General features: G+C 66.4%; 30 protein-coding genes. 15 read left to right on the top strand and 15 right to left on the bottom strand.

Going from position 1 to position 24,411, the window contains the following annotated elements; all coding sequences use genetic code 11:
* Nucleotides 1-34 precede the first annotated feature (34 nt).
* The 3 genes from ACE3Q6_RS15030 to folK form a co-directional block, all read right to left on the bottom strand.
* A complete protein-coding gene (locus ACE3Q6_RS15030; RefSeq protein ID WP_374433989.1) occupies nucleotides 35-2,152 on the bottom strand; it encodes a bifunctional (p)ppGpp synthetase/guanosine-3',5'-bis(diphosphate) 3'-pyrophosphohydrolase in 2,118 nt (705 codons plus the stop codon).
* 25 nt (nucleotides 2,153-2,177) lie between these two features.
* Nucleotides 2,178-2,531 (bottom strand): DNA-directed RNA polymerase subunit omega, encoded by a 354-nt coding sequence (gene rpoZ, locus ACE3Q6_RS15025; RefSeq protein WP_374433986.1) that lies wholly within the window; start codon nucleotides 2,529-2,531, stop codon nucleotides 2,178-2,180.
* Between the two features lie 85 nt (nucleotides 2,532-2,616).
* The gene (gene folK, locus ACE3Q6_RS15020) at nucleotides 2,617-3,192 is read right to left on the bottom strand and encodes a 2-amino-4-hydroxy-6-hydroxymethyldihydropteridine diphosphokinase (RefSeq protein WP_374433983.1); all 576 of its coding nucleotides are present in this window, start codon (nucleotides 3,190-3,192) and stop codon (nucleotides 2,617-2,619) included.
* A gap of 135 nt (nucleotides 3,193-3,327) precedes the next feature.
* On the opposite strand from folK, the gene ACE3Q6_RS15015 reads away from it, so the two are divergent.
* From ACE3Q6_RS15015 to ACE3Q6_RS14975, 9 genes are all read left to right on the top strand, one after another.
* Nucleotides 3,328-3,903, top strand: coding sequence for an NYN domain-containing protein (locus tag ACE3Q6_RS15015; RefSeq protein ID WP_374433981.1), 576 nt, complete (start codon nucleotides 3,328-3,330; stop codon nucleotides 3,901-3,903).
* Nucleotides 3,904-3,949: 46 nt separating this feature from the next.
* Nucleotides 3,950-4,378 carry a YqaA family protein gene (locus ACE3Q6_RS15010; RefSeq protein ID WP_374433979.1) on the top strand — a complete coding sequence of 143 codons (429 nt, stop codon included), beginning with the start codon at nucleotides 3,950-3,952 and terminating at the stop codon, nucleotides 4,376-4,378.
* A gap of 192 nt (nucleotides 4,379-4,570) precedes the next feature.
* Complete coding sequence (gene ispH / locus ACE3Q6_RS15005) at nucleotides 4,571-5,524, top strand: 4-hydroxy-3-methylbut-2-enyl diphosphate reductase (protein ID WP_374433977.1); 954 nt, start codon at nucleotides 4,571-4,573, stop codon at nucleotides 5,522-5,524.
* Nucleotides 5,521-5,970, top strand: coding sequence for a YdeI/OmpD-associated family protein (locus ACE3Q6_RS15000; RefSeq protein ID WP_374433974.1), 450 nt, complete (start codon nucleotides 5,521-5,523; stop codon nucleotides 5,968-5,970). The genes ispH and ACE3Q6_RS15000 overlap by 4 nt, the downstream gene beginning before the upstream one ends.
* Complete coding sequence (locus ACE3Q6_RS14995) at nucleotides 5,967-6,443, top strand: hypothetical protein (RefSeq protein ID WP_374433971.1); 477 nt, start codon at nucleotides 5,967-5,969, stop codon at nucleotides 6,441-6,443. The genes ACE3Q6_RS15000 and ACE3Q6_RS14995 overlap by 4 nt, the downstream gene beginning before the upstream one ends.
* 37 nt (nucleotides 6,444-6,480) lie before the next feature.
* Nucleotides 6,481-6,942 (top strand): DUF3429 domain-containing protein, encoded by a 462-nt coding sequence (locus ACE3Q6_RS14990; RefSeq protein WP_374433969.1) that lies wholly within the window; start codon nucleotides 6,481-6,483, stop codon nucleotides 6,940-6,942.
* A gap of 2 nt (nucleotides 6,943-6,944) precedes the next feature.
* On the top strand, nucleotides 6,945-7,403 hold the full coding sequence (gene rnhA, locus ACE3Q6_RS14985) for a ribonuclease HI (RefSeq protein ID WP_374433968.1): 459 nt from the start codon (nucleotides 6,945-6,947) through the stop codon (nucleotides 7,401-7,403).
* Between the two features lie 8 nt (nucleotides 7,404-7,411).
* Nucleotides 7,412-8,047: a trimeric intracellular cation channel family protein gene (locus tag ACE3Q6_RS14980; RefSeq protein ID WP_374434076.1), complete on the top strand. Its 636-nt coding sequence runs from the start codon at nucleotides 7,412-7,414 to the stop codon at nucleotides 8,045-8,047.
* Nucleotides 8,048-8,086: 39 nt separating this feature from the next.
* Nucleotides 8,087-8,587 (top strand): transcriptional regulator, encoded by a 501-nt coding sequence (locus ACE3Q6_RS14975; protein WP_374433966.1) that lies wholly within the window; start codon nucleotides 8,087-8,089, stop codon nucleotides 8,585-8,587.
* On the opposite strand, the gene ACE3Q6_RS14970 is transcribed toward ACE3Q6_RS14975, so the two are convergent.
* From ACE3Q6_RS14970 to def (ACE3Q6_RS14950), 5 genes are read right to left on the bottom strand one after another with little or no spacing between them, the layout of a single operon-like run.
* On the bottom strand, nucleotides 8,580-8,813 hold the full coding sequence (locus ACE3Q6_RS14970) for a GlsB/YeaQ/YmgE family stress response membrane protein (RefSeq protein ID WP_374433964.1): 234 nt from the start codon (nucleotides 8,811-8,813) through the stop codon (nucleotides 8,580-8,582). The two genes, ACE3Q6_RS14975 and ACE3Q6_RS14970, sit on opposite strands and share 8 nt — an antisense overlap.
* A gap of 53 nt (nucleotides 8,814-8,866) precedes the next feature.
* Entirely contained in the window at nucleotides 8,867-9,757 is an 891-nt protein-coding gene (fmt, locus tag ACE3Q6_RS14965; protein WP_374433961.1) for a methionyl-tRNA formyltransferase, read from the bottom strand.
* Nucleotides 9,754-10,257 carry a peptide deformylase gene (gene def, locus ACE3Q6_RS14960; RefSeq protein WP_374433957.1) on the bottom strand — a complete coding sequence of 168 codons (504 nt, stop codon included), beginning with the start codon at nucleotides 10,255-10,257 and terminating at the stop codon, nucleotides 9,754-9,756. Before def (ACE3Q6_RS14960) ends, fmt begins: the two co-directional genes overlap by 4 nt.
* On the bottom strand, nucleotides 10,254-10,742 hold the full coding sequence (def, locus tag ACE3Q6_RS14955; RefSeq protein ID WP_374434074.1) for a peptide deformylase: 489 nt from the start codon (nucleotides 10,740-10,742) through the stop codon (nucleotides 10,254-10,256). The genes def (ACE3Q6_RS14960) and def (ACE3Q6_RS14955) overlap by 4 nt, the downstream gene beginning before the upstream one ends.
* A 44-nt stretch (nucleotides 10,743-10,786) precedes the next feature.
* On the bottom strand, nucleotides 10,787-11,302 hold the full coding sequence (gene def, locus ACE3Q6_RS14950; protein WP_374433955.1) for a peptide deformylase: 516 nt from the start codon (nucleotides 11,300-11,302) through the stop codon (nucleotides 10,787-10,789).
* Nucleotides 11,303-11,498: 196 nt separating this feature from the next.
* On the opposite strand from def (ACE3Q6_RS14950), the gene ACE3Q6_RS14945 reads away from it, so the two are divergent.
* Nucleotides 11,499-12,671 carry a MalY/PatB family protein gene (locus ACE3Q6_RS14945; RefSeq protein WP_374434072.1) on the top strand — a complete coding sequence of 391 codons (1,173 nt, stop codon included), beginning with the start codon at nucleotides 11,499-11,501 and terminating at the stop codon, nucleotides 12,669-12,671.
* Nucleotides 12,668-13,198, top strand: coding sequence for a murein L,D-transpeptidase family protein (locus ACE3Q6_RS14940; protein ID WP_374433952.1), 531 nt, complete (start codon nucleotides 12,668-12,670; stop codon nucleotides 13,196-13,198). Before ACE3Q6_RS14945 ends, ACE3Q6_RS14940 begins: the two co-directional genes overlap by 4 nt.
* A gap of 75 nt (nucleotides 13,199-13,273) precedes the next feature.
* Here ACE3Q6_RS14940 and ACE3Q6_RS14935 read toward each other — a convergent pair whose 3' ends face one another.
* A complete protein-coding gene (locus tag ACE3Q6_RS14935; protein WP_374433950.1) occupies nucleotides 13,274-13,627 on the bottom strand; it encodes a hypothetical protein in 354 nt (117 codons plus the stop codon).
* Between the two features lie 213 nt (nucleotides 13,628-13,840).
* Between ACE3Q6_RS14935 and cbiB the strand changes: the two genes are divergently transcribed.
* The 3 genes from cbiB to ACE3Q6_RS14920 are packed head-to-tail and all read left to right on the top strand — an operon-like array spanning nucleotide 13,841 to nucleotide 16,827.
* Nucleotides 13,841-14,740: an adenosylcobinamide-phosphate synthase CbiB gene (cbiB, locus tag ACE3Q6_RS14930; protein ID WP_374433948.1), complete on the top strand. Its 900-nt coding sequence runs from the start codon at nucleotides 13,841-13,843 to the stop codon at nucleotides 14,738-14,740.
* A gap of 24 nt (nucleotides 14,741-14,764) precedes the next feature.
* A complete protein-coding gene (locus tag ACE3Q6_RS14925; RefSeq protein WP_374433945.1) occupies nucleotides 14,765-15,922 on the top strand; it encodes a lytic murein transglycosylase in 1,158 nt (385 codons plus the stop codon).
* The gene (locus ACE3Q6_RS14920) at nucleotides 15,922-16,827 is read left to right on the top strand and encodes a glycosyltransferase family 2 protein (protein ID WP_374433943.1); all 906 of its coding nucleotides are present in this window, start codon (nucleotides 15,922-15,924) and stop codon (nucleotides 16,825-16,827) included. Before ACE3Q6_RS14925 ends, ACE3Q6_RS14920 begins: the two co-directional genes overlap by 1 nt.
* A gap of 66 nt (nucleotides 16,828-16,893) precedes the next feature.
* On the opposite strand, the gene ACE3Q6_RS14915 is transcribed toward ACE3Q6_RS14920, so the two are convergent.
* Both ACE3Q6_RS14915 and ACE3Q6_RS14910 read right to left on the bottom strand, forming a co-directional pair.
* Nucleotides 16,894-17,277 carry a group II truncated hemoglobin gene (locus ACE3Q6_RS14915; protein WP_374433941.1) on the bottom strand — a complete coding sequence of 128 codons (384 nt, stop codon included), beginning with the start codon at nucleotides 17,275-17,277 and terminating at the stop codon, nucleotides 16,894-16,896.
* A gap of 87 nt (nucleotides 17,278-17,364) precedes the next feature.
* Complete coding sequence (locus ACE3Q6_RS14910; protein ID WP_374433939.1) at nucleotides 17,365-19,734, bottom strand: DUF1989 domain-containing protein; 2,370 nt, start codon at nucleotides 19,732-19,734, stop codon at nucleotides 17,365-17,367.
* Nucleotides 19,735-19,869: 135 nt separating this feature from the next.
* On the opposite strand from ACE3Q6_RS14910, the gene ACE3Q6_RS14905 reads away from it, so the two are divergent.
* A complete protein-coding gene (locus ACE3Q6_RS14905; protein WP_374433937.1) occupies nucleotides 19,870-20,703 on the top strand; it encodes an EamA family transporter in 834 nt (277 codons plus the stop codon).
* Here ACE3Q6_RS14905 and ACE3Q6_RS14900 read toward each other — a convergent pair whose 3' ends face one another.
* The 4 genes from ACE3Q6_RS14900 to ACE3Q6_RS14885 are packed head-to-tail and all read right to left on the bottom strand — an operon-like array spanning nucleotide 20,704 to nucleotide 24,369.
* The gene (locus ACE3Q6_RS14900; RefSeq protein WP_374433934.1) at nucleotides 20,704-21,711 is read right to left on the bottom strand and encodes a GlxA family transcriptional regulator; all 1,008 of its coding nucleotides are present in this window, start codon (nucleotides 21,709-21,711) and stop codon (nucleotides 20,704-20,706) included. It lies immediately after the preceding gene.
* Complete coding sequence (locus ACE3Q6_RS14895) at nucleotides 21,704-22,774, bottom strand: DUF3445 domain-containing protein (RefSeq protein WP_374433932.1); 1,071 nt, start codon at nucleotides 22,772-22,774, stop codon at nucleotides 21,704-21,706. The genes ACE3Q6_RS14900 and ACE3Q6_RS14895 overlap by 8 nt, the downstream gene beginning before the upstream one ends.
* A gap of 9 nt (nucleotides 22,775-22,783) precedes the next feature.
* Nucleotides 22,784-23,746 (bottom strand): 2Fe-2S iron-sulfur cluster-binding protein, encoded by a 963-nt coding sequence (locus ACE3Q6_RS14890; protein ID WP_374433931.1) that lies wholly within the window; start codon nucleotides 23,744-23,746, stop codon nucleotides 22,784-22,786.
* Nucleotides 23,743-24,369 (bottom strand): dimethylamine monooxygenase subunit DmmA family protein, encoded by a 627-nt coding sequence (locus ACE3Q6_RS14885; RefSeq protein ID WP_374433928.1) that lies wholly within the window; start codon nucleotides 24,367-24,369, stop codon nucleotides 23,743-23,745. The genes ACE3Q6_RS14890 and ACE3Q6_RS14885 overlap by 4 nt, the downstream gene beginning before the upstream one ends.
* Nucleotides 24,370-24,411: the final 42 nt, after the last annotated feature.

Here is a 24,411-nt window from a genome sequence, read left to right as displayed (position 1 = left end):
CCTCTTCTCCGGGCCCCACCCCCGCTGTCCGCCCTTACGGCCGGCGTGTCAAATCCCGATGACGCGAGATCTGCGCCACATCCGTCTCGGCCTCCAAGGCCGTCATCACCATATGAAGATGTTCGACATCGCGCAAATCCACGTCAATGATAAGGCGATAGAAATCGGGCTTGCGGTCGGTGAAGCGCAGGTCCGAGATGTTCGCTTTCTGCTCGCCGACCAGGGTGCAGATCCGGCCCAGCACGCCCGCATCGTTGGAAATCGTCAGGTCCAGGCTGACCGTGAACACGGGCTTGTGACGGCCCGAGTGCCACTGCAGGTCCACCCAGCGCGAGGTCTGGTCCTCGAACTCCTCCAGCGCGGGGCAGTCGATGGCATGGACCACGACGCCCTGCCCCCTGTAGGTGATGCCCACGATCCGCTCGCCCGGGACCGGCTGGCAGCACTGCGCGCGGCGGAAGTCCTGGTCGGCCATAAGCCCGACGACGGGGCGCTTCGAATCGACTTCCTCGGCCACCGCCTGGGCGAGTTCCGGATAAAGCGTCTCGACCACCCGTCGCGCCGGAAGCTCGGCGGAGCCAAGCCGCGCCAGCAGGTCGTTCTCATCCGCCAGCCCCAGCATCTTTGCCGCCGTCCGCAGCGCCTTTTCGCTGGCCTTCTTGCCCACGTGGTCGAAAGCCGCCCGCGCCAGCTCCTGCCCAAGCTTGACGAACCGCCCCCGGTCCTCTTCCCGCAAGCTCCGCCGGATCGCCGCCTTTGCCCGCCCCGTCGTCACGATGTCGATCCAGCTCGACTGCGGGCGCTGCCCCTCGGCCGTGATGATCTCGATCGACTGGCCATTCTTCAGCCGGGTCCACAGCGGCACCCGGATCCCGTCGATCTTCGCCGAGACGCAGGAGTTCCCGATCCGCGTGTGGATCGCATAGGCAAAGTCCAGCGGGGTAGCCCCGCGCGGCATCTGGATCACGTCCCCCTTGGGCGTGAAGCAGAACACCTGGTCGGAATACATCTCGAGCTTCACATGCTCCAGGAACTCGTCCGTGTCGCCTTCGTCCAGCCGTTCGGTCAGTGTCGCGATCCACTTGGCCGGGTCCACCGCGAAGGGGTTCACCGCCCGCACGCCCTCACGGTACGACCAATGTGCCGCGACGCCCGCCTCGGCCACCTCGTGCATCTCGCGCGTGCGGATCTGCACCTCGACCCGCTTGCCGTCGCGGCCACTGACCGTCGTGTGGATCGACCGATATCCGTTGTTCTTCGGCTGGCTGATGTAATCCTTGAACCGCCCCGGCACCGCCCGCCAGCGCTGGTGGATCACCCCAAGGATGCGGTAGCAGTCCGCCACCGACCCGCAGATCACCCGGAAGCCATAGATGTCGGAAAGCCGGCTGAAGGCCAGGTCCTTCTCCTGCATCTTGCGCCAGATCGAGTAGGGCTTCTTCGCGCGCCCGAACACGTCCGCCTCGATCTGCGCCTTGTCCAGCTCGTGCAGGATATCCGCCGTGATCTTGTGGACCACATCCCCGGATTCCTTCTGCAAGGTCAGGAACCGCCGCAGGATGGAATTCCGCGCCTCGGGGTTCAGGACCTTGAAGGACAGATCCTCCAGCTCCTCCCGCATCCACTGCATCCCCATCCGGCCAGCGAGCGGAGCAAAGATCTCCATCGTCTCGCGCGCTTTCTGGGCCTGCTTTTCCGGCTTCATCGACCGGATCGTGCGCATGTTGTGCAGCCGGTCGGCGAGCTTCACCAGGATCACCCGCAGGTCGCGGGACATCGCCATGAAGAGCTTGCGGAAGTTCTCGGCCTGCTGGCTGCCCGCGCTGGAAAGCTGCAGGTTGGTCAGCTTGGTGACGCCATCGACCAGCTCGGCCACCTCGACCCCGAACAGATCCGAGACCTCGGAATAGGTCGACCGCGTGTCCTCGATCGTGTCGTGCAGAAGGGCCGTGACGATCGTCGCGTCGTCCAGGCGCTGTTCGGTCAGGATCGCGGCCACCGCGACGGGATGGGTGAAATAGGGCTCGCCCGACTTCCGCACCTGACCCTCGTGCATCTTCATGCCATAGGCATAGGCACGACGGATCAGGTCGGCATTGCAGCGCGGGTTGTAGTTGCGAACCAGGGCGATGAGGTCTTCGACGTCGATCATCACCGCCCCACTGGGCAAAACCCGGTCAGAACTCGCCCTGGGCTTCCATCAGGGCGCGCAGAAGCTTCTCTTCCGACATGTCGTCGACCATCGGACGATCCATCTCGCCGCCCATGAGCAGCGCCATCTGGTCTTCCTCGGGCTCGTCGACCTCGATCTGGGTCTGGTAGCTTTCGATCATCCGCTCGCGCAGGACCTCGGCCGACTGCGCCTCGTCGGCGATCTCGCGCAGGGCGACGACGGGGTTCTTGTCGTTGTCGCGGTCCACCGTGACGGGCGACCCCGAGGCGATCTCGCGCGCCCGGTGGGCGGCCAGCATCACCAGCTCGAACCGGTTCGGGACCTTGTCAACGCAATCTTCGACCGTCACGCGGGCCATGGGGATACTCCAATCGGGAAGCTTCGCTGGAAGTGGCCTTATTATGCCGCCCGGAAAGTCTTGACAAGCGGCAAAACGGGCAAAATCAAAGTGGTTTCACCTCGGCGCGATCCGCTTCGGGCAGGGCCGCCAGCATCGCGGCCACGCTTTGACCCGTGCGCGGATGCACCCAGTCGGGCGCCACGTCGGCCAACGGAACCAGCACGAAGGCCCGGTCCTGCAGCCGCGGATGCGGCAGGATCAGCTGGTCCGGCGTCCTGCGGACCTGCGCCTCGGGCGGCAGTGCGCGCCAGGAATCCTGCGTCGCGGGATCAGGCAGAACCGAATCGCCCAGGGCCAGAAGGTCGATGTCCAGCGTGCGCATTCCCCAGCGTTTTTCCCGAACCCGTCCAAAATGGGCTTCCACGGCGTGCAGTGTTGCCAGGATGGAATCGGCGTCCCGGCCGCCCGCATCCAGCACGGCAGCCGCGTTCACATAGTCCGGCCCTGACCCCGCCGGAAAGCAGGGCGTCGCGTAGAAACGGCTAACCGCAAGTGCCGAAAGGCCTTCCGCTGCAAGCGCTTTCAGAGCGGCACGCAAAGTTTCCGCCGGAGGCGCATCTGCCAGTGGCAGATTTGCGCCGAGCGCAACCAGGGCGTGCACACCTATCCTTTCGTACATTGGCCTATTCCTTTAGTTCTCTTGTGCCTAGCCATGTCCGGCTGTTATTTACTTGGGGTTGGCCGCCGGATTTACGAATTGCATGTCATTTCGACCAGCTAGGTTTTTCTGACGGCGACTTTGAGGGGACACAGAATGTTTTACAAAGACGAACGGCTCGCGCTGTTCATCGATGGTTCCAACCTTTATGCCGCGGCAAAGGCACTGGGGTTTGACATCGACTACAAGCTTCTCCGGATGGAGTTCATGCGCCGGGGAAAGCTCCTCCGCGCGTTCTACTACACGGCGCTGCTCGAGAACGATGACTATTCGCCGATCCGGCCGCTGGTGGACTGGTTGCATTACAACGGCTTCACCATGCGGACGAAACCGGCGAAGGAATACACCGACAGCCAGGGACGGCGGAAGGTGAAGGGCAACATGGACATCGAGCTTACCGTCGATGCCATGGAGCTGGCGCAACGGGTCGATCACATCGTGCTGTTTTCGGGCGACGGGGATTTTCGCCCGCTGGTGGAAAGCCTGCAGCGCCAGGGCGTCCGGGTGTCGGTGGTCTCGACCATCCGCAGCCAGCCGCCGATGATCGCCGACGAACTGCGCCGCCAGGCCGACAACTTCATCGAGCTGGACGAGCTGCGCGAAGTCATCGGCCGTCCGCCGCGCGAACCGCGCCCGGCCGTCGGGGAAGAGGTCGCGGTCGAGGCGAAGTGAGGTCTGGATTCACCGAAGCAGCTGGGGAGCTCTCGGTGATACCAGCATGATCGCCCTCGCCGGACTGTTCGCCGCAGCGTTCCTCGCCGCGACGCCGGTGCCGTTCCAGTCGGAACTTGTCTTCCTCGGCCTGCAGGCTGCGGGGTGGGATACGTTCTGGCTGGTCGTCGTCGCCTCGATCGGCAACACGCTGGGGTCCTGCGTTACCTATGGCCTTGGCCGCTGGCTGTCGGACCAGCGGGACCACCGCTGGTTCCCGCTGAAGCCCGGCCAGCTGGCCCGGGCCGAGGGCTGGTGGTCCCGCTGGGGCCTCTGGCTCCTCCTCCTCTCCTGGGTGCCCTTCGGCGACATGATCGTCGCCCTTTCCGGCGTGCTGCGCGTGCCGTTTCCGCTGTTCCTGCTGCTGGTCGCCATCGCCAAGACCGGCCGCTACATCGCGCTTGGGTGGCTTGGCGCTGCGGCATTCGGCATCTAGAGCTATCCGGCCTCCTCGCTGGGCCACCACGACGAGCCGAAGGCGCTAGAGCCGCATCAAGGTCAACAGATCCTGAACGTCCACAGCCAACCCTTTGAATTCGCTCAGACCGCGAAACCTGTCCTGCGTGGACACTCGACAGGCCCTGCCGCAGCCCCTAAACCTGTCGCAACCCCTGCCGAAGGCCCGCCGATGTCCGACCTGCCCGCCCTCACCCTATACCTCGCCGCCCCCCGCGGCTTCTGCGCCGGGGTGGACCGGGCGATCAAGATCGTCGAGATGGCCCTGCAGAAATGGGGCGCCCCGGTCTACGTCCGCCACGAGATCGTCCACAACAAGTTCGTCGTCGACGCCCTGAGGGCGCAAGGAGCCGTCTTCGTCGAGGAACTGGACGACTGCCCCACCGACCGCCCCGTCGTCTTCTCGGCCCACGGCGTCCCGAAGTCCGTCCCGGCCGAGGCCGCCGCCCGGAACATGATCGCCGTCGACGCCACCTGCCCCCTTGTCACCAAGGTCCACAACGAGGCCGCCCGCCACCACGAGGCCGGCACCCAGATGATCTACATCGGCCACCAGGGCCACCCGGAAACCGTGGGCACGATGGGCCAGCTTCCCCAGGGGGAGGTCCTCCTCGTCGAAACCGTCGAGGACGTCGCCGCCCTGCAGGTCCGCGACCCCGCGAAGCTTGCTTTCATCACCCAGACGACCCTCTCGGTCGACGACACCGCCGAGATCGCCGCCGCCCTCAAGGCCCGTTTCCCCCTGATCCACGCCCCCGCCCACGACGACATCTGCTACGCGACCACCAACCGCCAGGCCGCCGTCAAGGCCGTCGCCCCGAAGATCGACGCCCTTCTCGTGATCGGAGCGCCCAACTCCTCGAACTCCAAGCGCCTGGTCGAGGTCGGCTCCGCCGCGGGCTGCCCCTATTCCATGCTGATCCAGCGCGCCGCCGACATCGACTGGCGCGCCCTGGAAGGCGTCCGCGCCGTGGGCCTGACCGCCGGGGCCAGCGCGCCCGAGGTCCTGGTCAACGAAGTCATCGACGCCTTCCGCGCCCGCTACAGCGTCACGCTCGACCTCGTCGAAACCGCCGTCGAGGATATCGAATTCAAGGTCCCCCGCATCCTGCGCGAGCCTGCATGACCGATTGGGTCACCTTCGAGGGTCGGGTGGAACCCCTGACCTGGGGCGGTTCGACCTACACCATCCTCCGCCTCCCCGAAGATGTCGCCCAATCCCTTGGCAAGACCCGCCGAGTCGAGGGCGAGATCGCCGAACACCCCGTCAACCTCGCCCTCTGCCGCGCTCCGGTGGTCGAGGGCGTCTTCCTCTGGACCGGGCAAAGCCTTCTTGACCGGATCGGCATCCAACCGGGTGAGCCGATCGAAGTCCGCCTCCGCCCCGCTCCAGATGACCGCGTCGACCTTGACCCGGACATCGAAGCCGCCCTCCTTGCCGGCGGCATCCTCTCCGTCTGGGAAAGCCTCACCCCCGGCAGACGAAGGGGCCTTCTGTACCAGATCGCCACCGCCAAGACCGAGCCGACCCGCCAGAAACGCATCCGACGCCTCGTGGAAGACCTCTCATGATCCGCCGCAGCCTTCTCGCCTTCTCCCTGGCTCTGGCCTTCCCAGCCCAGGCCGAGGAACCCGCTCCGGCCCTCGCCGAGTACTGGACGAACTCGGGCAGCCTGCCCCCGGAATACGCCTGGGAAACCAGCGTCGTGATCCGGGAGGATGGCCAGCTGGAGCTGAAGCACTGCCGGGGCTACGAGACGGAAGGCCCTGCCTGCAAGCTCCGCCGCGCCAAAGTGTCCGAAGCGGCACTCGAGGCGATCCGGACTGCCGCCGACGAAAGCGGCCTCCTGGACCGTCCGGCCCGCGAGACCGACACCCCGATGGTCGGCGGCGGCCTGACCTGGGGCCGGGTGAACCTTGCCGCCGGGACGGTGGACCTTCCCTCCCAGCCCCGCGAGGCGGACGTCGACCGGGTGGGCAAGGTCCTTCAGGCGATCGCTGCCGCCATCCCGCCGCGCTTCGACCGGTTCGTGGACCCGGACTGATCTGGCCATGCACGCCGCATCACGCTAGATCAGGCGCATGACCGACGACAGCCGCATCCCCCGCCCTGCCCTCCTTCTCGGCCTCGCCGGGCTGATCCCGTTTCTCTGGTCGGCGGCGACGCATCTGTCTCCGGACCTGTCCAGCGCGGCCGGGCAGGTCCTGTCGCCGATGTTCCTTGGGGCCTATGTCGGGCTGACCTACGGCACTGTCATCCTCAGCTTCATGTCCGGCGTCCTCTGGGGCTTTGCCACCAAGGCCGAAGGGCGAGAGGCCGCCATTGCCTATACCCTGTCGGTCATCCCCGCGCTCTGGGTCTTCTTCATGGTCTCCGACGCCTCGGACACCTCGGCCATCTTCCTCGCCGCGGGCTTCGTGGGCCTCCTTCTCCTCGACGCGATGTTTCAGGCCTGGGGCCTCGCCCCGCGCTGGTGGCTGCGCCTCAGGGTCATGCTGACCGTGGTCGTCCTCGGCTGCCTCGCCATCCCGCTGCAGGCCTGACCATGGCCGAGCTTTTCGCCTACACCGACGGCGCCTGCTCCGGAAACCCCGGTCCGGGCGGCTGGGGCGTGCTGATGATCGCGCGCGAGAACGGCGCGGTGATCAAGGAACGCGAGCTTTCCGGGGGCGAGGCGCAGACCACCAACAACCGGATGGAGCTTCTGGCCGCCATCTCGGCGCTGGAGGCCCTGTCCCGCCCGTCCGAACTGACCATCGTGACCGACAGCGCCTATGTGAAGAACGGCATCACCGAATGGGTGGCGGGCTGGAAGCGGAAGAACTGGCGCACGGCGGGCGGGTCCCCGGTCAAGAATGTCGAGCTTTGGCAAAGGCTTGAGGCTGCAGCGGCCCGCCACCAGGTCACCTGGCGCTGGATCAAGGGCCACGCGGGCCATGCCGAGAACGAACGCGCCGACGCCCTCGCCCGCGCCGGGATGGCCCCGTTCAAGGCCTCCGCCTGATGGGGGGCCTGACGCTTCTCGACGCGCTCGACTATGCCTCGGTGCTGGTCTTCGCCCTGACCGGGGCGCTCGCCGCAAGCCGGTCGCAACTGGACATCGTGGGCTTCATCTTCATCGCCTGCCTCACGGCCGTCGGCGGCGGCACGCTCCGCGATGCAATCCTGAACCGCGAGGTCTTCTGGGTCGCCGATCCGCTGACCCTCGGTGTCGCCACGGCGGCTGCCATCCTGGTCTTCTTCACCGCCCATCTTCTGGAAAGCCGCTACCGGGCGCTCCTGTGGTTCGACGCCTTCGCCCTGGCCGTGGCCGTCCCCGCCGGCGTTGCCGTCGCCCTGTCGGAAGGGCAAGGCTGGCCCATCGTCCTGGTCATGGGGATCGTCACCGGCTGCATGGGCGGCCTTCTGCGCGACGTGGTCTGCAACGAGGTCCCGCTGATCCTGAAACAGGGCGAGCTTTACGCCACTTGCGCGCTTGCAGGGTCGATTGGCGCGGTCGTGGCCCTTGCTTGCGGCCTCGGCCAAGGTCTTGCCCTCATCGTCTGTGCGGCGCTCGTCTTCACCCTGCGCGCCGGAAGCATCGCCCTTGGCTGGCGGCTCCCGGTCTACAAGTCGCAGCCGCCGCGCCCGGATGCCCCCAAGCGGTAAGGCTTGCGATGTGAACGATCATTCGTCTAGCATTGCCCCATGCCGCGCACCCGCACTGTCCCGGATGACAAGGTCTTCGCCGCGATCCAGCGCTTGCTGGACCAGGGCGGCGACAAGGCCGTCTCCTTCGGCAGCATTGCGGCGGCCACGGGGCTTGCCCCTCCGACTCTCGTCCAGCGGTACAAAAGCCGCGACGGCATGGTCCGCGCCGCGCGCCTGGCCTTCTGGGACGCGCTCGACCACCGCACGGCCGAGGCCATTGCGGGCACGGCAGACAAGGGACCGCAGGGCTTGCTGAAAGCCATCGGCCCGGTTCCTGCCGGGGCCATCGCGGTGGACCTGCGCGATCCGGACCTCGCCGCCCGCGCCGCAGGCTGGCGCGCTGCGGTCGAGGCAGCCTTGGCCCTCCGCCTTGGCAACAGCCTGAAAGCCCGAGAAAGCGCGGCACTGCTGTTCGCCGCCTGGCAAGGCCAGTCGCTCTGGGCGGCGGCAGGGGAACCCGCCTTCCGCCTGAAGGACGCCGTGAAGCGGCTTACTTAGCGTAGGTCTTCCACGCCCAGATCAGCACCAGCGCCCCGATCAGGGCGCCAACGAAGCCCGCCCCGATACCGGCCAGCATCGTCAGCCCGCGCAGCACAAGGCTCCCGACCAGCGCGCCCAGGACCCCCAGAGCGATGGTGGATGGCGTGTCCAGGTTCACCTTGAGGATGCGTGAGGCCAGGAAGCCCACGGCAACCCCGACGACCAGAAGAGCAACAAGCGGCATGGCGTCCCTCCCCACCGTTCTTCGCGGAATATGGGAACCCTTTGCGCCCTGCGCTATAGCGTCGCAGGAAGATTCAGCCCCTTCAGCACTTCGGAGGCCGCCATCGATCGCTTCCCCTCGCGCTGCGCTTCCAGCACTTCCACCGCGCCCGTGCCGCAGGCCACGGTGAACCCGCCCAGCACCTGCCCCGGGGCACCATACCCCTCGGCCAGCCGAGACCGCAACAGCTTCACCCGTTCGCCATTGACCTCCACCCAGGCCCCGGGAAAGGGCGACAGTCCCCGGATCAGCCGGTCCACCTCTATCGCCGGGCGGGTCCAGTCCACCCGCGCCTCGGCCTTGTCGATCTTCGCGGCATAGGTCACGCCCTCCTCGGGCTGCGGCACGGCTGGCAATGGCAACCGCTCCAGCGCCGCCACGATGAGCCGCGCGCCCAAGGCGCTCAGCCGGTCATGCAGCTCTGCCGTCGTCTCCTCCGCCCCGATCTCCACCGCCTCGCGCAGAAGGACCGGCCCGGTATCCAGCCCCGCCTCCATCTGCATGATGCAGACGCCGGTCTCCCGGTCGCCGGCCATGATCGCCCGATGGATCGGCGCCGCCCCCCGCCAGCGCGGCAGCAGCGAGGCGTGGATGTTCAGGCACCCCAGCCGCGGCGCGTCCAGCACCGCCTGCGGCAGGATCAGCCCATAGGCAACGACGACCGCCACGTCGGCCCCCAGCGCCGCAAACTCCGCCACCGCCTCCGGGCTGCGCAGCGACACCGGATGCCGCACCGGCAGGCCCAAAGCCTCGGCCCGCGCCTGGATAGGGCTCGGCCGGTCCGCCTTCCCCCGCCCCGCCGGGCGGGGCGGCTGGCAGTAGACGGCGACAATCTCGTGCCGCTGGTGCAGCGCTTCCAGCACCGGGACAGAAAACTCCGGCGTGCCCATGAAAACGACTTTCATCCGCGCCGCCCGAGCTTCTGCGCCTTGGCGATCAGCATCTTGCGCTTCAGCGGAGACAGGTGGTCGAAGTACATCTTCCCCGCCAGATGGTCGATCTGGTGCTGCACGGACGTTGCCCAAAGCCCGACGAAGTCCCGCTCCTCGACCTCGCCCTTGTCATTGACGAACCGCACGGTCACCGCCCGCGGCCGCTGGATCACCGCCGAGACGCCCGGCAGATTTGGCGAGGCCTCCTCATGCTCCCGCATCTGCCCGCTCGCATGCAGGACCTCCGGGTTCGCCATCCGCACCGCCTGCCCCCGCGCCTCAGAGCAATCCACCACCGCCAGCCGCAAGGGCACGCCGATCTGCACCGCCGCCAGCCCATAGCCCGGCATCGCGTCCATCGTGTCGATCATGTCGGCCCAGGTCTGCCGCACCTCGTCCGTGATCTCCGCCACATCCGCCGCCGGGGTCCGCAGCACGGCCGAAGGCCAGGGAACACAACGCCGCACGGTCATGCCAGCACCTCCGCCTCGGCCTTCGCCCGGGCCTCGGGCTGCAGCCGGTCCAGCGTCAGGATCCCGTCCAGATGGTCGTTCTCGTGCTGGATGCAGATGGCGGCAAAGCCGTCAAAGACCTGCTCGCGCGCCGCGCCCTCCAGGTCGGTCCAGCGCACCCGCACCGTGTCGTTCCGCTCCACCTCGGTGACCGGGCCGGGGATCGACAGGCAGCCTTCGGGTCCCGTCACGCGGTTGCCCATCAGCTCCAGCTCCGGGTTCACGAACACCATCGGCGCGGGCTCGCCCGTCTTCCAGTCGACGTCCATCACGAACATCCGCACCAGCCGCCCGACCTGAGACGCCGCCAGCCCGCGGCCCGGGGCGGCATACATCGTCTCCAGCATGTCCGCCGCCAGCGACCGCAAATCGTCATCAAGGACCGCCGAGGCGCAGGGTTGCGAAAGGCGGGGATCGGGCCAGCGCAGGATCGGCAGCAGCATCAGGGTTTCCTTCGAGGTCCTTTGGGCGGAAAGTCACCCCCGCGGCTTCAGCTGGCCCGCGCCCGTTCCCGCTTCAGCTTTTCCATCTTCCGCGTGATCATCTGGCGCTTCAGCGGGCCCAGGTAATCGATGAAGAGCTTGCCATCCAGGTGGTCGATCTCGTGCTGCACGCAGGTTGCCCAAAGGCCCGAGAACTGCCGCTCCTGCTCGGACCCGTCCAGCGCCAGCCAGCGCACCTTGACCTCTGCGGGCCGCTTTACCTCGGCGTATTGCTCGGGGATCGATAGGCAGCCTTCCTCATAGGTCGACAGGTCCTCGGACGACCAGACGATCTGCGGGTTGACCAGCGCGATCGGCTCCGGGTCGCCCTCCTTGATGCAGTCCATCACGATGATCCGCTTCGTCACGCCCACCTGCGGCGCGGCAAGGCCGATGCCCGGCGCGTCGTACATGGTTTCCAGCATGTCGGAGGCCAAGGCCCGGATCTCAGGCGTGATTTCCGCCACGGGATCGCAGACCTTCTTGAGGCGCGGGTCAGGATGGATCAGGATGGGGCGGATCATGTCCGGGATTTACGAAAGCCGCCCTGCGATGGCAAGAGGAACAGGGGAGAAGCCCGTCACCCCAAGGCGCAAGCTCTTTGTTCCAAGTAAACCCGTGCTTCCGGAATGATTTTCCATATCAGTGGACAATATTGGGATGACTTCCCGACAGTGATGGAATAATCGGATGAACATCCCAACCAACAGGCCTGATGACATGACCTTCGACACCCCCATCTCCCGCGCCGGATCCCATTGCGTCAAATGGGACATGCTGGAACCGCTCTACGGCTTCAAGGCTGATGAGGGCCTTGCCATGTGGGTCGCGGACATGGAGTTCAAGCCGCCACAGGTCGTGCAGGACTCGCTGCAGAAGATGCTCGACCACGGGGTCTACGGCTATTTCGGCGACGACACCGCCTACCTCGCCGCGATCCGCTGGTGGATGCAGACCCGCCACGGCTGGGAGGTCCAGCCCGACTGGATCTTCACCACCCACGGCCTCGTCAACGGCACGGCGCTTTGCGTCCAAAGCTACACCCAGCCCGGCGACGCCGTCGTCCTGATGACCCCGGTCTACCACGCCTTCGCCCGCGTCATCAAAGCCGCCGGGCGCAGCGTCACCGAATGCCCGCTGACGCTGAAGGATGGCCTGGCCCAGGTGGATACCGCGGATTGGGAGAAGTACCTGACCGGGAAAGAACGGATGTTCATTCTCTGCTCCCCCCACAACCCCGGCGGCCGGGTCTGGACGGGGGAGGAGCTTCGCCAGATCGCCGACTTCTGCGTGAAGCACGACCTGATCCTCGTTTCGGACGAGATCCACCACGACCTCGTCTACCCCGGCCAGAAGCACACCGTCATGGCGCTGGCCGCCCCGCAGATCGCCGACCGGCTGGTGATGATGACCGCCACGACCAAGACCTTCAACATCGCCGGGGCCCATATCGGCAACGTCATCATCGCCGATCCCGCGCTGCGGAAGACCTTCGCAGGCACGATCAACGCGATGGGCATCTCGCCCAACTCCTTCGGGATGCACATGGCGACCGCCGCCTATTCGCCCGAAGGCGCCGCCTGGGTCGACGCGCTGATGCGCTACCTCGACGGCAACCGGAAGCTCTTCGATGAAGGCATCGCAAAGATCCCCGGGCTACGCTCCACGCCCTTGGAGGCGACCTACCTCGCCTGGGTCGACTTCTCCGGCACCGGCATGGCGCCTGAGGAGTTCATCGAGCGGGTCGAGAAACAGGCCAAGATCGCCACCAACCACGGCTCGGCCTTTGGCACCGGGGGCGAAAGCTTCCTTCGCTTCAACCTCGCCTGCCCCCGCGCGCAAGTGGTGGAGGCGGTCTCGCGGCTGGAAAGGGCCTTCGCCGACCTGCAATGAGGCTTTTGCGGCTTTTCTTCTACCTCTGCCTGCTGGTGGGCTTCGGCTTCATCGCCGCCTCACTCTACAGCCCGATGCGCCCCCTGCCGCCTCCGCCGCCCTTGACGGGGGCGGTGGCCCGGATCGTGATCGACAAGTCCGACCGGCAGATGCAGCTGATCCAGGACGGCAAGCCGGTGCGGACCTACCAGATCGCGCTTGGCTTCACGCCCGAGGGCGACAAGGAACGCCAGGGCGATGGCAAGACCCCGGAAGGGGAGTTCACCATCGACCGCCGCAACGATGAAAGCGCTTTTCATCTGTCGCTTGGGCTGGACTACCCGCAGAAGGACGACCTGATCCGCGCCAGCGCGGGCGGCTATTCGCCGGGCGGCGACATCTTCATCCACGGCCAGCCGAATGCCCTCCCGGACGGGTTGAAGATCAAGGGCGACTGGACGGCAGGCTGCATCGCGCTGACCAATGCCGAGATGCGGGAAATCTGGGCTGTCACTCCCGTCGGGACCAAGGTGGAAATCCGGCCCTGACCGGAATTTTCAAAAATTCCGGACCGGAGCCTTTGAAGGCTCCGTCACGATTTCTTTGAAGAAATCGTCCCCGGTTCAAGCCTTGGGCAGATAACCGACCGGCGCGTTCTCATCCCGCCAGAAGTCCAGCGGAGCGCGTTCCGTCACTGCCGTCGCGCGCTTGAAGTCGCAGACGAGTTCGCCGTTGTCGATGCTGGATGCCATGATCAGGCACTGGAACACGTGGCGCGAGCCGTCATAGACATCGACCAGCCCTCGCAGCTTCCCCGGCGAGAAATCCGCATCCAGCGCAAAGCCGTTGTCCCAGAACCGCAGGACCGGATAGACCGCATCGCCCACCTGCACGCGCAGTCGCGACTTGCGCTTCAGGTCCCTCTTCCGGGCCGCTTCCAGCCCTTCACGCACATACGTCGGCAGAAACTCAAGCATGGCAGCCTCGACCTCTCCCCAAATGAAATTCTGGAGCGGACCCTCAGAAAATCAAGCTGCCACAAGGGTATTGCCGGAATGTAAACCGTGTATGTCGGGAAAGACACGGATTTCCACAATCCATGGTTGATCCGGCCCGCGAAACAATAGGACGCACGGCGAACGCCCTGCAACCGCTTGCGAATCACCGCGTCCCTGCCGATAGCCACGCCCATGATCCTGATCGTCGCCCTCCTCCTCGACGCCGCCCTCGGCGAGCCGCGCTGGCTCTGGGACCGGATGCCCCATCCCGCCGTGCTGATGGGTCGCCTTGTCGGCTGGTGTGACCAACGGTTCAACCGCGACGGGGACCTCAAGCTCAAGGGCACTCTCGTCGCCGCGGGCCTCACGCTCACCGGCCTCATCCTCGGCTGGCTGATCCACATGATCCCCGACCACGGGGTGCTGGAGGCCCTCGCCGTCGCCATCCTCGTCGCGCAGAAATCCCTCGTCGAACACGTCCGCGCCGTCGCCACGGCCCTCCGCCGGTCCATCCCCGAAGGCCGCCATGCCGTCAGCATGATCGTCGGCCGCGACACCGCGGAAATGACCGGCCCTGACATCTCCCGCGCCGCCATCGAAAGCGCGGCCGAGAACCTGTCGGACGGCGTCGTCGCCCCCGTCTTCTGGTACCTCATCCTCGGCCTGCCCGGCATCCTGGCCTACAAGCTGATCAACACCGCCGACAGCATGATCGGCCACCTGACGCCACGCTACAAAGATTTCGGCTGGGCCTCCGCGCGCCTCGACGACGTCCTCAACTTGATCCCCGCCCGCCTGACGGCCCTTCTCATCGCGCTGACCCACGGCTGGACCGACCCCGCTCCCATCCTCCGCGACGCCCCCAAGCACCGCAGCCCCAACGCCGGCTGGCCCGAAAGCGCCCTCGCCCCCGTCCTCAACGTCGCCCTCTCCGGCCCGCGCAGCTACAACGGTGTCCGCAAGGACTATCCCTGGGTCTGGCCCGAGGGCCGCCGCGACCCCGGCCCAGACGACATCGACGCCGCCGCCGATGCTCTCTGGCGCGTCTGGGCCGCCCTCCTTGCGGTTGCCGTTCTGGTGGCGCTCACCTAGGTTTCCTCAAACGACGGAGACCCCATGCGCGCTGCCCTCTTCGCTCTCGCCCTTGCCACCCCCGCCGCCGCGGCCCCCTGTGGCGGCGACTTCGGCGAGTTCCTCACGGCAATGGAAGCAGAAGCCATCGCCGCAGGCGTCCCCACCGACGCCGCTGCCGCCTTCTTCAAGGGCGCAAAGCAGGACCCCAAAGTCCTCAAGGCCGACCGTTCCCAAGGCGTCTTCCGCAAGACCTTCCTCGACTTCTCGCAGTCCCTCATCTCCAAGCAGCGCCTGTCCACCGCGCGCTCGAAATCCGAGACCCTGAACGACATCTTCACCCGGGCCGAGACCGACTTCGGCGTCTCGCGCGGCATCCTTCTGGCCTTCTGGGCCTTCGAGACCGACTTCGGTCAGGTCCAGGGCGACTTCAACACCCGTAACGCGCTCCTCACCCTAGCCCACGACTGCCGCCGCCCGGAACTTTTCCAGCCCCAGGTCATCGCCGCCGCCAAACTCCACGCGATGAACGACTTCCCGCTCGATACCACCGGCGCCTGGGCGGGCGAGATCGGCATGGTCCAGATGCTGCCTAAGGATATCCTGGAGCGCGGCGTCGATGGCGATGGCGACGGGCTGATCCTGCTGAAGACGTCGGAAGCCGACGCCATCCTCTCCGGCGCGCGGATGCTCCAGCACCACGGCTGGCGCGCGGGCGAACCCTGGCTGGCCGAGGTCACCCTGCCCGACGACTTCGACTGGTCCCTCACCGGCCTCGACACGGAAAAGACCACCGAAGACTGGCAGGCCATTGGCGTCACTCCCCGGAACGGCCCCCTGACCCCCGGCCTCACCGCCTCGATCCTGCTCCCCCAAGGCCGCAAGGGCCCCGCCTTCCTCGCCTATCCGAACTACCGCGTGCTCTTCGAATGGAACAAGAGCTTCGTCTACGTCACCACAGCCGCCTATTTCGCCACCCGCATCGAAGGGGCCGAGCCCTATGCCGCGGGCAGTCCCGACCCCGCGCTGGACCTCGACCAGATGAAGGCCCTGCAAGAGAAACTCGCCGCGCTTGGACATGACGTGGGAGAGATAGACGGCATCCTCGGCGCAGGCACCCGCACGGCCGTTCAGAAGGAACAGGCGCGCCTCGGCCTCCCCGCCGACGGCTGGCCGACCCGGGACCTCCTGGGCGCGCTCTGATGGCGACGTGGAGCCTTGTCGCCACCATCAAGGCTCCCGAGGAGAAAGTCCTCGCCTTCGCCGCGCACCACCTTTCGCTGGGGGCCGATCACCTCTGGCTCTTCTTCGACGACCCCGACCAGCCGATCCCCGTCCCGCTGGCCAGCCACCCTCGGGTCACCGTCACACCCTGCGACGAGGACCACTGGCTTCGCACGGGCAAGAAGCGCCCGCCGCAGCACCAGAACCGCCAGACGCTGAACGCCCGCTACACCTACCGCGCACTGGTCACCTCGGACTGGATCGTCCACATCGACGTGGATGAGTTCCTTTTGCCCGCGCGCCCCATCGCCGCGATCCTCGGCGACACGCCGGCCGAAACCATCGCGATGAAGCTGGAACCCTTCGAGGCGATGCACGACCCGCTCCTGCCCGACGACATCTTCACCTCGCGCGAGTTTCGCGGTGCGCTTCGGCACGAACACTGGCCCCGACGCCGCGCCGCGCTTGGCCCATACCGCAAGGTGATCCGCGACGGGATGCTGTCGCACACGGTGGGCAAAGTGATCTACCGCACGCGCGTGCCCGGCCTTCTTCCGCGCCTTCACGCCGTCATGGTCGACAAGGAGTTCGTCCGCACCCCGGACTGGCAGCCCGAGATGAAACTCCTCCACTTCCACGCGCAGGACCGCGCGGACTGGCAGTCGCGGCTCATGTTCCGGATGACGAAGGGGGCCTACCAGTTCCGGCCCGAATTACAGGCCTTCCTAGCGGAATCCCCGCCCGAAGAGATCGACCGCTTCTACCGCCGCACCCAGATCCTGCCCACCGACCTTCGGGATGAACTGGTCGCGGTCGGCCGGGTGATCATCGCCGACCTCGATCTGCGGACCAAGGTCCAAGCCCTGCGCGATGGCGCACTGTAGACGACCGGTGCGCCTAGGCCCCTCCCCTCCCCCGCCGTGGGGAGGGGCCGGGGGTGGGGGGCACCCTCAGTCGGTATTGACCAGCATCAGCGCTGCGCGACGGAAGGTCTTCATGATCTCGCCACGTTCCTTCTCGGCCACTTCGGTTTCGACCATCGCCCGGTCCATCACGGCGAGCCAATCCTCGGCGTCCTGGGTGCGGATTTCCACATGGGCGTGGATCTCTCGCAGGCTCATGTGGCCGTGGAGTTCATGGTAGTACCGCCGCCCGCCGAAGAAGCCGCAAAGGAAGTTGAACTGCTCGGGCCGCACATGGCTCAGCCCGTGGCCTTTCAGATGCATCTCCATGATCGTCTTGCCCTGGGGCAGGGTCTCGATCAGGTCGTAGAAGTGGTTCACCAGGAGATGAACCTTCTCCTCCCCCCCGATCCGGTCGATCATCGGCTCCATCGCATCCTCCTCTCCCCGATTTCTTCAAAGAAATCGAACCGGAGCCTTTGAAGGCTCCGAACCGGACTTTCTAAAAAGTCCGCACCCTCAGCTCTGCGGCCGCGTCTTCTTCGGGTCGTAGTGCGACAGGCCCACGATCACCGCAGGAAGACGCTTCTGCTGACCGTCGAGCTTGCCCACCTCCAGCGCCGTCCCGACCTCGCTATGCGCCACGTCGACCCGTGCCAGCGCGATGTTCTTGCCCAGGATCGGAGACCGCACCGAAGAGGTCACCTCGCCCACCTGCGCCCGGCCGACATGCAGGCAATCGCCGTGGCCCACGTCGACGTTGCTGTCGATCTCCAGCCCCACGAACTTTCGGCTGGGGTGTTCTTTCCGCCGGATCAGCGCCTCGCGGCCCACAAAATCGTCGGTCTTCGACTTCAAGGGCACCGTGAACCCGATCCCCGCTTCGAACGGGTCGGTCTGGTCGCTGAAGTCGTACCCGGCGAAGATCAGCCCCGCCTCGATCCGCACCATGTCCAGCGCCTGCAGCCCCATCGGCTTCAGCCCCAGGTCGCCGCCATTTGCCCAGACCGCGTCATAAACCGCCGCGCCATCCTTCGGGTGGCAGAAGATCTCGAACCCAAGCTCGCCGGTATAACCCGTCCGCGACACCACGACCGGCGCCCCCGACGGCCCGCCCAACCGGCCCACGGTGAAGCGGAACCAGCCCAGCTCCTCGATCGTCGGCTGGTGCGGGGCGGTCCAGATCATGCGCTTGATGATCTCGCGGCTGTTCGGCCCCTGGACCGCCAGGTTGTGCAGCTGGTCCGTGGAGGACCGCACCATCACCTGCAGCCCCAGCTTCTCGGCCTGCTCGCGGATCCAGTGCCCGCCATATTCATCCCCGCCGATCCAGCGGAACTGGTCGCGGCCCAGGCGGAACACCGTGCCATCGTCGATCATCCCGCCGTGCTCATAGCACATGGCCGAATAGACCACCTGGCCCTGGGACAGCTTCTTCATGTCGCGGGTCAGCACCCACTGCATCAGAGCCTCGGCGTCCGGCCCCGTGACCTCCCACTTCCTCAGGGGAGACAGGTCCAGCACCACCGCCGCCTGACGGCAGGCCCAGTATTCCTCCAGCGCGCCATTCTGCGAATAGACCTGCGGCAGCCAGTAGCCCTTGTACTCCACCACATGCCGGGTCTTTTCGGCGATCTTCGAGTGGAAGGCGGTTTCCTTGGTCATCTTCGGCTCCGAAGCGGGCGTGGGGCGATAGGCGATGGAACGGGAGAACTTTTCGGCCCCCGAATAGGTGCGGACATGGATGTCCGACAGGTACCAGCCATTGGCCGGAGAGGTGTCGTCCGGGCAGGCCGAGTTCACGCAGACGATGTCGGTCAGCGCGCGGAACAGCACGTAGTCGCCGGGACGGCTCCACGGCTCGTCGCTGATCAGCACGCCATGGGCGTCGATGTTGGTGTTGAAGAACAGGTTCACCGCCATCCAGCCCGGCCGCGCATCGACGCCCCGCCCGGCCAAGGCCTTGTTGAAGTTGTCCGAGCAGTTGACATGCCCCGGATAGCCGATGTCGTCGTAATACTTGGACGCGCAGGCCATCGCGAAGGCGTCATGCCGCCCCACCGTGTCCTGCACCACCTCGACCAGCGGCACCCAGTCCTGGTCGTAGTATTTCGAATGCAGCCCCGGCATCGAATAGGCGTGGCCCATCAGCGTGCGCGAGGTCGTCACGTCCAGCGCGTGCTGGATGCCCTTGTCCAGCTTCCGCGCGTCGAAGCACTGGAAGTCGGTGCACTGGCGGCCATCCACGTCCAGGATCTGGATGTAGTCGCCGGCCTTTACGAAATAGCTCTCCGCCGTCGCCGACTTGACCCGCAGGTCCAGGATCGGGTCGGCCAGCGGGTCCGGCAGGTCATAATGCCCCACCATCCGCGGCTTGGCGCGTTGCACAAGCAACGTCACCTGAGTCGCCGTGTCCTGCGCATCCGGAGCCATCGGCAGGCCAGGCGCACAGAAGACCAGCCAGCCCTCGTCCAGCACCGTCAGCTCAGCCCTTGTCCCCGCCGGAGTCTCTCCCGAAAACAGCCGCACCGCCCCGGCCGTCGCCAGGTCGATCCGCCGCGCTTCCAGACCCTTGCGCAGCCGCGCCAGGCTCTCCTCGCCCGAGGCCAGCATCGCCTTCAGCCCTTCGGCCGTCGAATTCGCCGCCTGCCCCAGGATCGCCGCGTCGATCCGGCCATCCTTCGTCGCCGTGACCAGCTCCACCGGCTGGCCACCCTCGTCGTTCACCAGCGTCAGCCGGTCGCCGACCATCAACTGCAAGAGCACCGCCCCGCCACCCGGCACGACATGCCGCTCCTGCCCATGATGGCGCGAGAACCCCTGCGGGGTCAGAATCCGGCTGGGCCGTGGCGGTCCCGGCAGGACGGAAGGATAGGCTTGGTCCAGCATCAGAGCCTCTCGTCGTATTGAACGGCAGAAAAGGAATTTTAATGACAGGAATACCGCGACTTGCCTTCTGCCGCAAGCGCGGTGCATGCTAACCAGCGAAAAATCGGATGGCGAGGGATGGGCATGGAGTCCTTGATGCTGGGCATGACGGCCGCACTCCTGTGGGGTCTGCATGACTTCACCGTCCGGCGCGTCTCCGCCGCGGCCGATGCGGCGGCCCTCTACTTCCTGGTCCTCGTCTTCGGAGTCCTCTGGATCCTGCCCTTCGCGCTTCTGTCGCCCGGCTGGACGGAACTCTCACCGGGCCTGATCGGCTTCACTGTCCTGGCCGGCCTCGTCTATGCCTTTGGCGTCTATGCCCTTTACCGCGCCTTCGCCATCGGCCCCGTCCGGCTGGTCGCGCCGATCTGCGGGGCTTATCCGCTGCTCTCCGTTGGCCTTGCCATGGTCCAGGGGCAAGAGATCACGCTCCTCGTCTGGCTGGCCGCCGGTGCCGTCGTCGCGGGCGTGGCCCTCGTCGCACGTGGTGAGGGGGGTGACGGCGCAGGCTCCAGCCGCGCGGCCATCCTCTGGTCCATCGCCGCCGCAGCCGGCTTCTTCGCCAGCCTTGGGATGCTCCACTCCGCCGCCGAAGCGGCCGCCGACGCCCCCGTCGCCCTGATCGCCCGCCTCGCCGGCTGCGCGGGCATCCTCATGCTCATCCTCGGACAGCGCGTCGCGGTCCGGCCGGCCCTGACCGTCTGGCCCATCCTGGCCATGATGGCGGCCCTCGACCTTGGCGGCATGTTCGCAGTCACCGCCGCGGGCAGCTTCGACCGGCCCGAGTTCGCCTCGGTCACCTCGTCCTGTTTCGGCCTCGTCACCGTGCTTCTGGCTTGGCGCTTCCTGCGCGAGCCCGTGCGCCCCGTGCAATGGGCCGGGATCGGAGTGGTCTTCGCGGGCGTCGCGATCCTCTCCTCGCAGGGCTGACTATTCCGCCGCCTCTACCCGCACCGGCGCTCGGCGCATGGTCTGGGTCAGGCGGCGTTCGTCGCGGGGCGAGACCCCGAAGAATTCCGTATAGTGCCGGATCATCGGGCTGGAGGTCATGTAGCCGACCGAAGCCGCGATCTCGCGCAGAGAATCGTTGGAATAGAGCACGCGCTGGCGGGCCTTCTGCAGGCGCATGTGGTGGTAGTAACGCAGGGGGCTTTGCCCCGTCTCGCGCTTGAACAGGCGCTCGAAGTGGCGGCCGGACAGGCCCACGGCCTGCGCGACGTCAGGGATGCGCAGCGGGTCCTCGACATGGGTCTCGAACAACCGGATCGCCTCGCGGATCGCGGCGGGAAGGCTGTCGGTCGTCCCGCCGGCCCGCGCGACGGGAACCTTCTGCGAGGCGTCGGCGTCACGGACGAAGGGGTGCTGGAACCAGCAGGCAACCTCGGTCATGCAGTCGCGCCCGAGGCGCTCTTCGATCAGCCGCAGCATCAGGTCGAAGACGGCGCCGGCCCCGCTGGCCGTCGTGCGGCGGCCTTCGCGCAGGATGGTGACCTCGCGCGCCTCGACGGCCGGGAAGTCCGCCTTGAAGGCGGCCTCGTAGCACCAGTGGACGGAGCAGGCCTTGCCCTCCAGAAGCCCCGAGCGGGCCAGCGGGAAGATCCCGCCCGAGAAGGCCCCGAGGGTGACACCGGTCCGGTCCAGCCAGCGCAGCTTGGCCGGGCTGCGCCGGGGGTCGGAGAATTCGGCCGTGGGGGGTGAGAGAAGGTAAAGGTGGTCGATCCCCTCCAGGTCCTGCAGCGTCACGTCCGGGTCGAACCCGATCTCGGCGCTGGAGCGGACGGGCGAGGGCGCTTCGGCCACCAGCTTCCAGACGAACTCCTGCCGCCCGGTGATCTCGTTCGCGGCGCGCAGGGGCTCAATGGCCGAGGTGAGGCAGGCCATCGGAAAGCCGGGGAACATCAGGAACCCCAGGCGCAGGGGGCCGGTCCGGTCAGTCATCAGGCCACCAGCCGGGAGAGGTGGGCTGGCCGTCGTCGTACTTGGACAGCCATTCGACCATCGCGGGGCGGTTGCGGATGAAACCCTTGTAGGTCGCGAGTTCGTCCGGCAGGTCGCGCAGCACGCGGTGCAGGCGGCGGCCCCATTTCGGAACCGTGACGATCTGCTCGAAGCTGCAAAGATAGCAGCGGATGTCGAAGGCGATCGCGTTCGACCGGGGCAGGCGGTAGAGGCTTTGCAACTCCACCCGGAGGTGCTGCTTCTTCCCCAGGTTCTCCGGCGTCAGGGTCGTCTTCATCGGCCCCCACTTCGGATAGGTCTCGGGCGCGGTGTCGAGAAGCGGGTTCACCGTCATCGTCCAGTTGAACCGCCGGACCGGCGCGCCGTGCTGCAGCTTCAGAAGGAACTTCAGGGCGCGTTCGAAGACGCCCTTCTCATGCGCCAGCGGAACTGGAGCGTGCCATTCCATGAAGTTCATGCCGACGTCGAAGTCCACCGACCAGTCGGCCTGGCTGGTGGCGATCCCCGCATCCATCCACAGCGTCCCGTCGCGTTCATCCTGGAGGGTCCAGTCGCCCTGGGTCTGCCGCATGATGTATTCGAAGGGCGGGTAGGGCAGCGTCGATTCGTCCAGGAATGTAAACGACTGTTCGATCCCCAGCGGCCGGTTCACCCAATGCCAGCGGTTGCCGTCCTTGGTCAGCGAGAACCACTGCGGATAGTCCCGCGCCTTGGTCTCCATGATCAGTTCCAGCACGTCCCAGCCCGCCAGCGTCATGTGCGGCAGGGACTGGCAGCGCAGCGGATCCTCGGCCAGCACCTTGGCGCGGTCGATCATCTCGGCGACGTAGTGTTCGTCGACGTCGAAGGTGTGCTCGAAGGCCGTGCCCTTCCGGCCGGGCGTGTGCGGCTCCATGTTGACCGAATACATGTAGTCGTCGCGGTCGAAGGGGAACGGGAACCGGCGCGGATTGCTGTTCTTGTAGGTGAAATCCCCGCGGAACGTCTCGTCCCGGAAGAAGCCACCGAAATCATCGGGCGTAAACTTGAAATCGAGGCTCATCGTCGTCTCCTATCGGTCGATGACGAGGGTCTTGCCCTCGAAGCGGCTGACGCAAGGCATGATCTTCTGGTTGGAGGCCTGCTCTTCCGGCGACAGCCAGTGGTCGCGGTGCAGGATCGTCCCGTCACATTTGTGAACGGCCGTTTCGCATTGCCCGCAGGCCCCGCCCCGGCAGAGGTATGGCGCGTCGACACCCGCCGCCTCCATCGCCTCGAGCAGGCTCTGCGTCGTGCCTACGGTGATGGTCTTGCCGCTGGCCGCAAGCTCTACCTGGAACGGCAGGCCGGTGCCGGGGGCGAGGAATTCTTCATGGTGCAGCGCCTGCTTCGGCCAGCCCATGCTTTCCGCCGTCGCGAGCACCCAGTTGATCATTCCCTTCGGCCCGCAGACATAAAGGTGCGTGCCAATCGGCTGGTTTTCCAGCACCTTGCCCAGGTCGATCATCTGCTTCTGGTCGTCGAAGTAGCAGTGGACCCGATCCGGATGCGCCGACGTCAGCCGGTCCATGTAGGCGCCAAGCGGCTTTGATCGGGCCGAATAGTGCAACTCGAACTTGCCGCCGAAATGTGTGATCTGCGCGATCTGCGCCAGGAACGGCGTGATCCCGATCCCGCCCGCGATCATAAGGTGCTTCTTCGCCCGGTTGTCCAGCGGGAACAGGTTGACGGGGTAAGAGAGCGTCATCTCCATCCCCGGCTTCACATGCCGGTGCATGTACAGCGACCCGCCCCGGCCCACGTCATCGCGGCGGACCGAGATCTCATAGCCCGACCGATCCTCGGGGTCGGACATAAGTGAATAAGGATTCAGCCTCCGCGTCCCGTGGTCATCCATCTCGACAACCGTATGCGCCCCGCCCGAGAACGCAGGCAGCGGCGAGCCGTCCCGCGCCACGAAGCGGAAGCGCTTGATCAGCTCGTTGACCTCGACCACCTCGGCCACGCGGACCTGGAGTTTCGCACCCCCGCTCATTTGAACCTCACGACGCTTTCCGGCACCAGGCCGGGGTCCTCGGCATCGATGTTCACGCCCTGGAAGGCCGCCATCCGCCGGGAATAATGATCGCGGACAAAGAGGTTAAGCCCGCAATGGCTGCATTTGAACGGGTCGGTCGCCACGTTCTCGGTGATCCCCTTGCAGTGCACGCATTGCACCCGCCGCAGGGTCGATCCGCGCTGCTCCTTCTGGATCGAGGCGAAGGGGAAGCCGGTATTCATGATCTCGCGTTCCGCCTGGCCGATCAGGCTTTCCGTGCCGGCGAGGTAGAACTGAGTCCCCATATGGGCATCCGACAGCACCCGCACAAGACGCGGCAGCAGCGCCGGAATGGTCGGCGCGCGGAAGAACTGCGCCGCGCCCAAAGCATCCAGATTCGCCGTCCCGTCCGTCCCGGTCGGGCCGGGGCAATACATCACATGTGCGCCGGACAGAATTTCCGAACGGTTGTTCGCCTTCGCCAGCATGTCGGTAACGGCATCCGCTCCGGCGTCGTCTGCAACGATTACATGCAGCTTGCCCGGACGCGGTTCCAGCGGCGCGTAGACCGGGCGCGACTTGATCGACGGGGCATTCACAGGGGTCAGTTCAACTTTCACGGGGGCAGTTCCCTAAGTGAAAGGGGCCCACCCGAAGGCGGG

Source organism: Tabrizicola sp., assembly GCF_041913445.1.
In the GTDB taxonomy this organism is placed as follows: domain Bacteria; phylum Pseudomonadota; class Alphaproteobacteria; order Rhodobacterales; family Rhodobacteraceae; genus Tabrizicola.
This window is presented reverse-complemented; position numbering and strand designations above follow the sequence as displayed.

What these genes read in the sequence shown, in the direction of transcription:
- ACE3Q6_RS14995 (WP_374433971.1), top strand. Translation starts at nt 5,967, where the DNA reads ATGATCCGCCGCAGCCTTCTCGCCTTCTCCCTGGCTCTGGCCTTCCCA.
- cbiB (WP_374433948.1), top strand. Translation starts at nt 13,841, where the DNA reads ATGATCCTGATCGTCGCCCTCCTCCTCGACGCCGCCCTCGGCGAGCCG.
- ACE3Q6_RS15010 (WP_374433979.1), top strand. Translation starts at nt 3,950, where the DNA reads ATGATCGCCCTCGCCGGACTGTTCGCCGCAGCGTTCCTCGCCGCGACG.
- ACE3Q6_RS14970 (WP_374433964.1), bottom strand. Translation starts at nt 8,813, where the DNA reads ATGCCGCTTGTTGCTCTTCTGGTCGTCGGGGTTGCCGTGGGCTTCCTG.
- ACE3Q6_RS15030 (WP_374433989.1), bottom strand. Translation starts at nt 2,152, where the DNA reads ATGATCGACGTCGAAGACCTCATCGCCCTGGTTCGCAACTACAACCCG.
- ACE3Q6_RS14935 (WP_374433950.1), bottom strand. Translation starts at nt 13,627, where the DNA reads ATGCTTGAGTTTCTGCCGACGTATGTGCGTGAAGGGCTGGAAGCGGCC.
- ACE3Q6_RS14920 (WP_374433943.1), top strand. Translation starts at nt 15,922, where the DNA reads ATGGCGACGTGGAGCCTTGTCGCCACCATCAAGGCTCCCGAGGAGAAA.
- ACE3Q6_RS14890 (WP_374433931.1), bottom strand. Translation starts at nt 23,746, where the DNA reads ATGAGCGGGGGTGCGAAACTCCAGGTCCGCGTGGCCGAGGTGGTCGAG.
- def (WP_374433955.1), bottom strand. Translation starts at nt 11,302, where the DNA reads ATGATCCGCCCCATCCTGATCCATCCTGACCCGCGCCTCAAGAAGGTC.
- ACE3Q6_RS15000 (WP_374433974.1), top strand. Translation starts at nt 5,521, where the DNA reads ATGACCGATTGGGTCACCTTCGAGGGTCGGGTGGAACCCCTGACCTGG.
- ispH (WP_374433977.1), top strand. Translation starts at nt 4,571, where the DNA reads ATGTCCGACCTGCCCGCCCTCACCCTATACCTCGCCGCCCCCCGCGGC.
- ACE3Q6_RS14915 (WP_374433941.1), bottom strand. Translation starts at nt 17,277, where the DNA reads ATGGAGCCGATGATCGACCGGATCGGGGGGGAGGAGAAGGTTCATCTC.
- ACE3Q6_RS14905 (WP_374433937.1), top strand. Translation starts at nt 19,870, where the DNA reads ATGCTGGGCATGACGGCCGCACTCCTGTGGGGTCTGCATGACTTCACC.
- ACE3Q6_RS14895 (WP_374433932.1), bottom strand. Translation starts at nt 22,774, where the DNA reads ATGAGCCTCGATTTCAAGTTTACGCCCGATGATTTCGGTGGCTTCTTC.
- ACE3Q6_RS14925 (WP_374433945.1), top strand. Translation starts at nt 14,765, where the DNA reads ATGCGCGCTGCCCTCTTCGCTCTCGCCCTTGCCACCCCCGCCGCCGCG.
- def (WP_374433957.1), bottom strand. Translation starts at nt 10,257, where the DNA reads ATGACCGTGCGGCGTTGTGTTCCCTGGCCTTCGGCCGTGCTGCGGACC.
- ACE3Q6_RS14945 (WP_374434072.1), top strand. Translation starts at nt 11,499, where the DNA reads ATGACCTTCGACACCCCCATCTCCCGCGCCGGATCCCATTGCGTCAAA.
- rpoZ (WP_374433986.1), bottom strand. Translation starts at nt 2,531, where the DNA reads ATGGCCCGCGTGACGGTCGAAGATTGCGTTGACAAGGTCCCGAACCGG.
- rnhA (WP_374433968.1), top strand. Translation starts at nt 6,945, where the DNA reads ATGGCCGAGCTTTTCGCCTACACCGACGGCGCCTGCTCCGGAAACCCC.
- fmt (WP_374433961.1), bottom strand. Translation starts at nt 9,757, where the DNA reads ATGAAAGTCGTTTTCATGGGCACGCCGGAGTTTTCTGTCCCGGTGCTG.
- ACE3Q6_RS14910 (WP_374433939.1), bottom strand. Translation starts at nt 19,734, where the DNA reads ATGCTGGACCAAGCCTATCCTTCCGTCCTGCCGGGACCGCCACGGCCC.
- ACE3Q6_RS14975 (WP_374433966.1), top strand. Translation starts at nt 8,087, where the DNA reads ATGCCGCGCACCCGCACTGTCCCGGATGACAAGGTCTTCGCCGCGATC.
- ACE3Q6_RS14940 (WP_374433952.1), top strand. Translation starts at nt 12,668, where the DNA reads ATGAGGCTTTTGCGGCTTTTCTTCTACCTCTGCCTGCTGGTGGGCTTC.
- ACE3Q6_RS15015 (WP_374433981.1), top strand. Translation starts at nt 3,328, where the DNA reads ATGTTTTACAAAGACGAACGGCTCGCGCTGTTCATCGATGGTTCCAAC.
- folK (WP_374433983.1), bottom strand. Translation starts at nt 3,192, where the DNA reads ATGTACGAAAGGATAGGTGTGCACGCCCTGGTTGCGCTCGGCGCAAAT.
- ACE3Q6_RS14900 (WP_374433934.1), bottom strand. Translation starts at nt 21,711, where the DNA reads ATGACTGACCGGACCGGCCCCCTGCGCCTGGGGTTCCTGATGTTCCCC.
- ACE3Q6_RS14990 (WP_374433969.1), top strand. Translation starts at nt 6,481, where the DNA reads ATGACCGACGACAGCCGCATCCCCCGCCCTGCCCTCCTTCTCGGCCTC.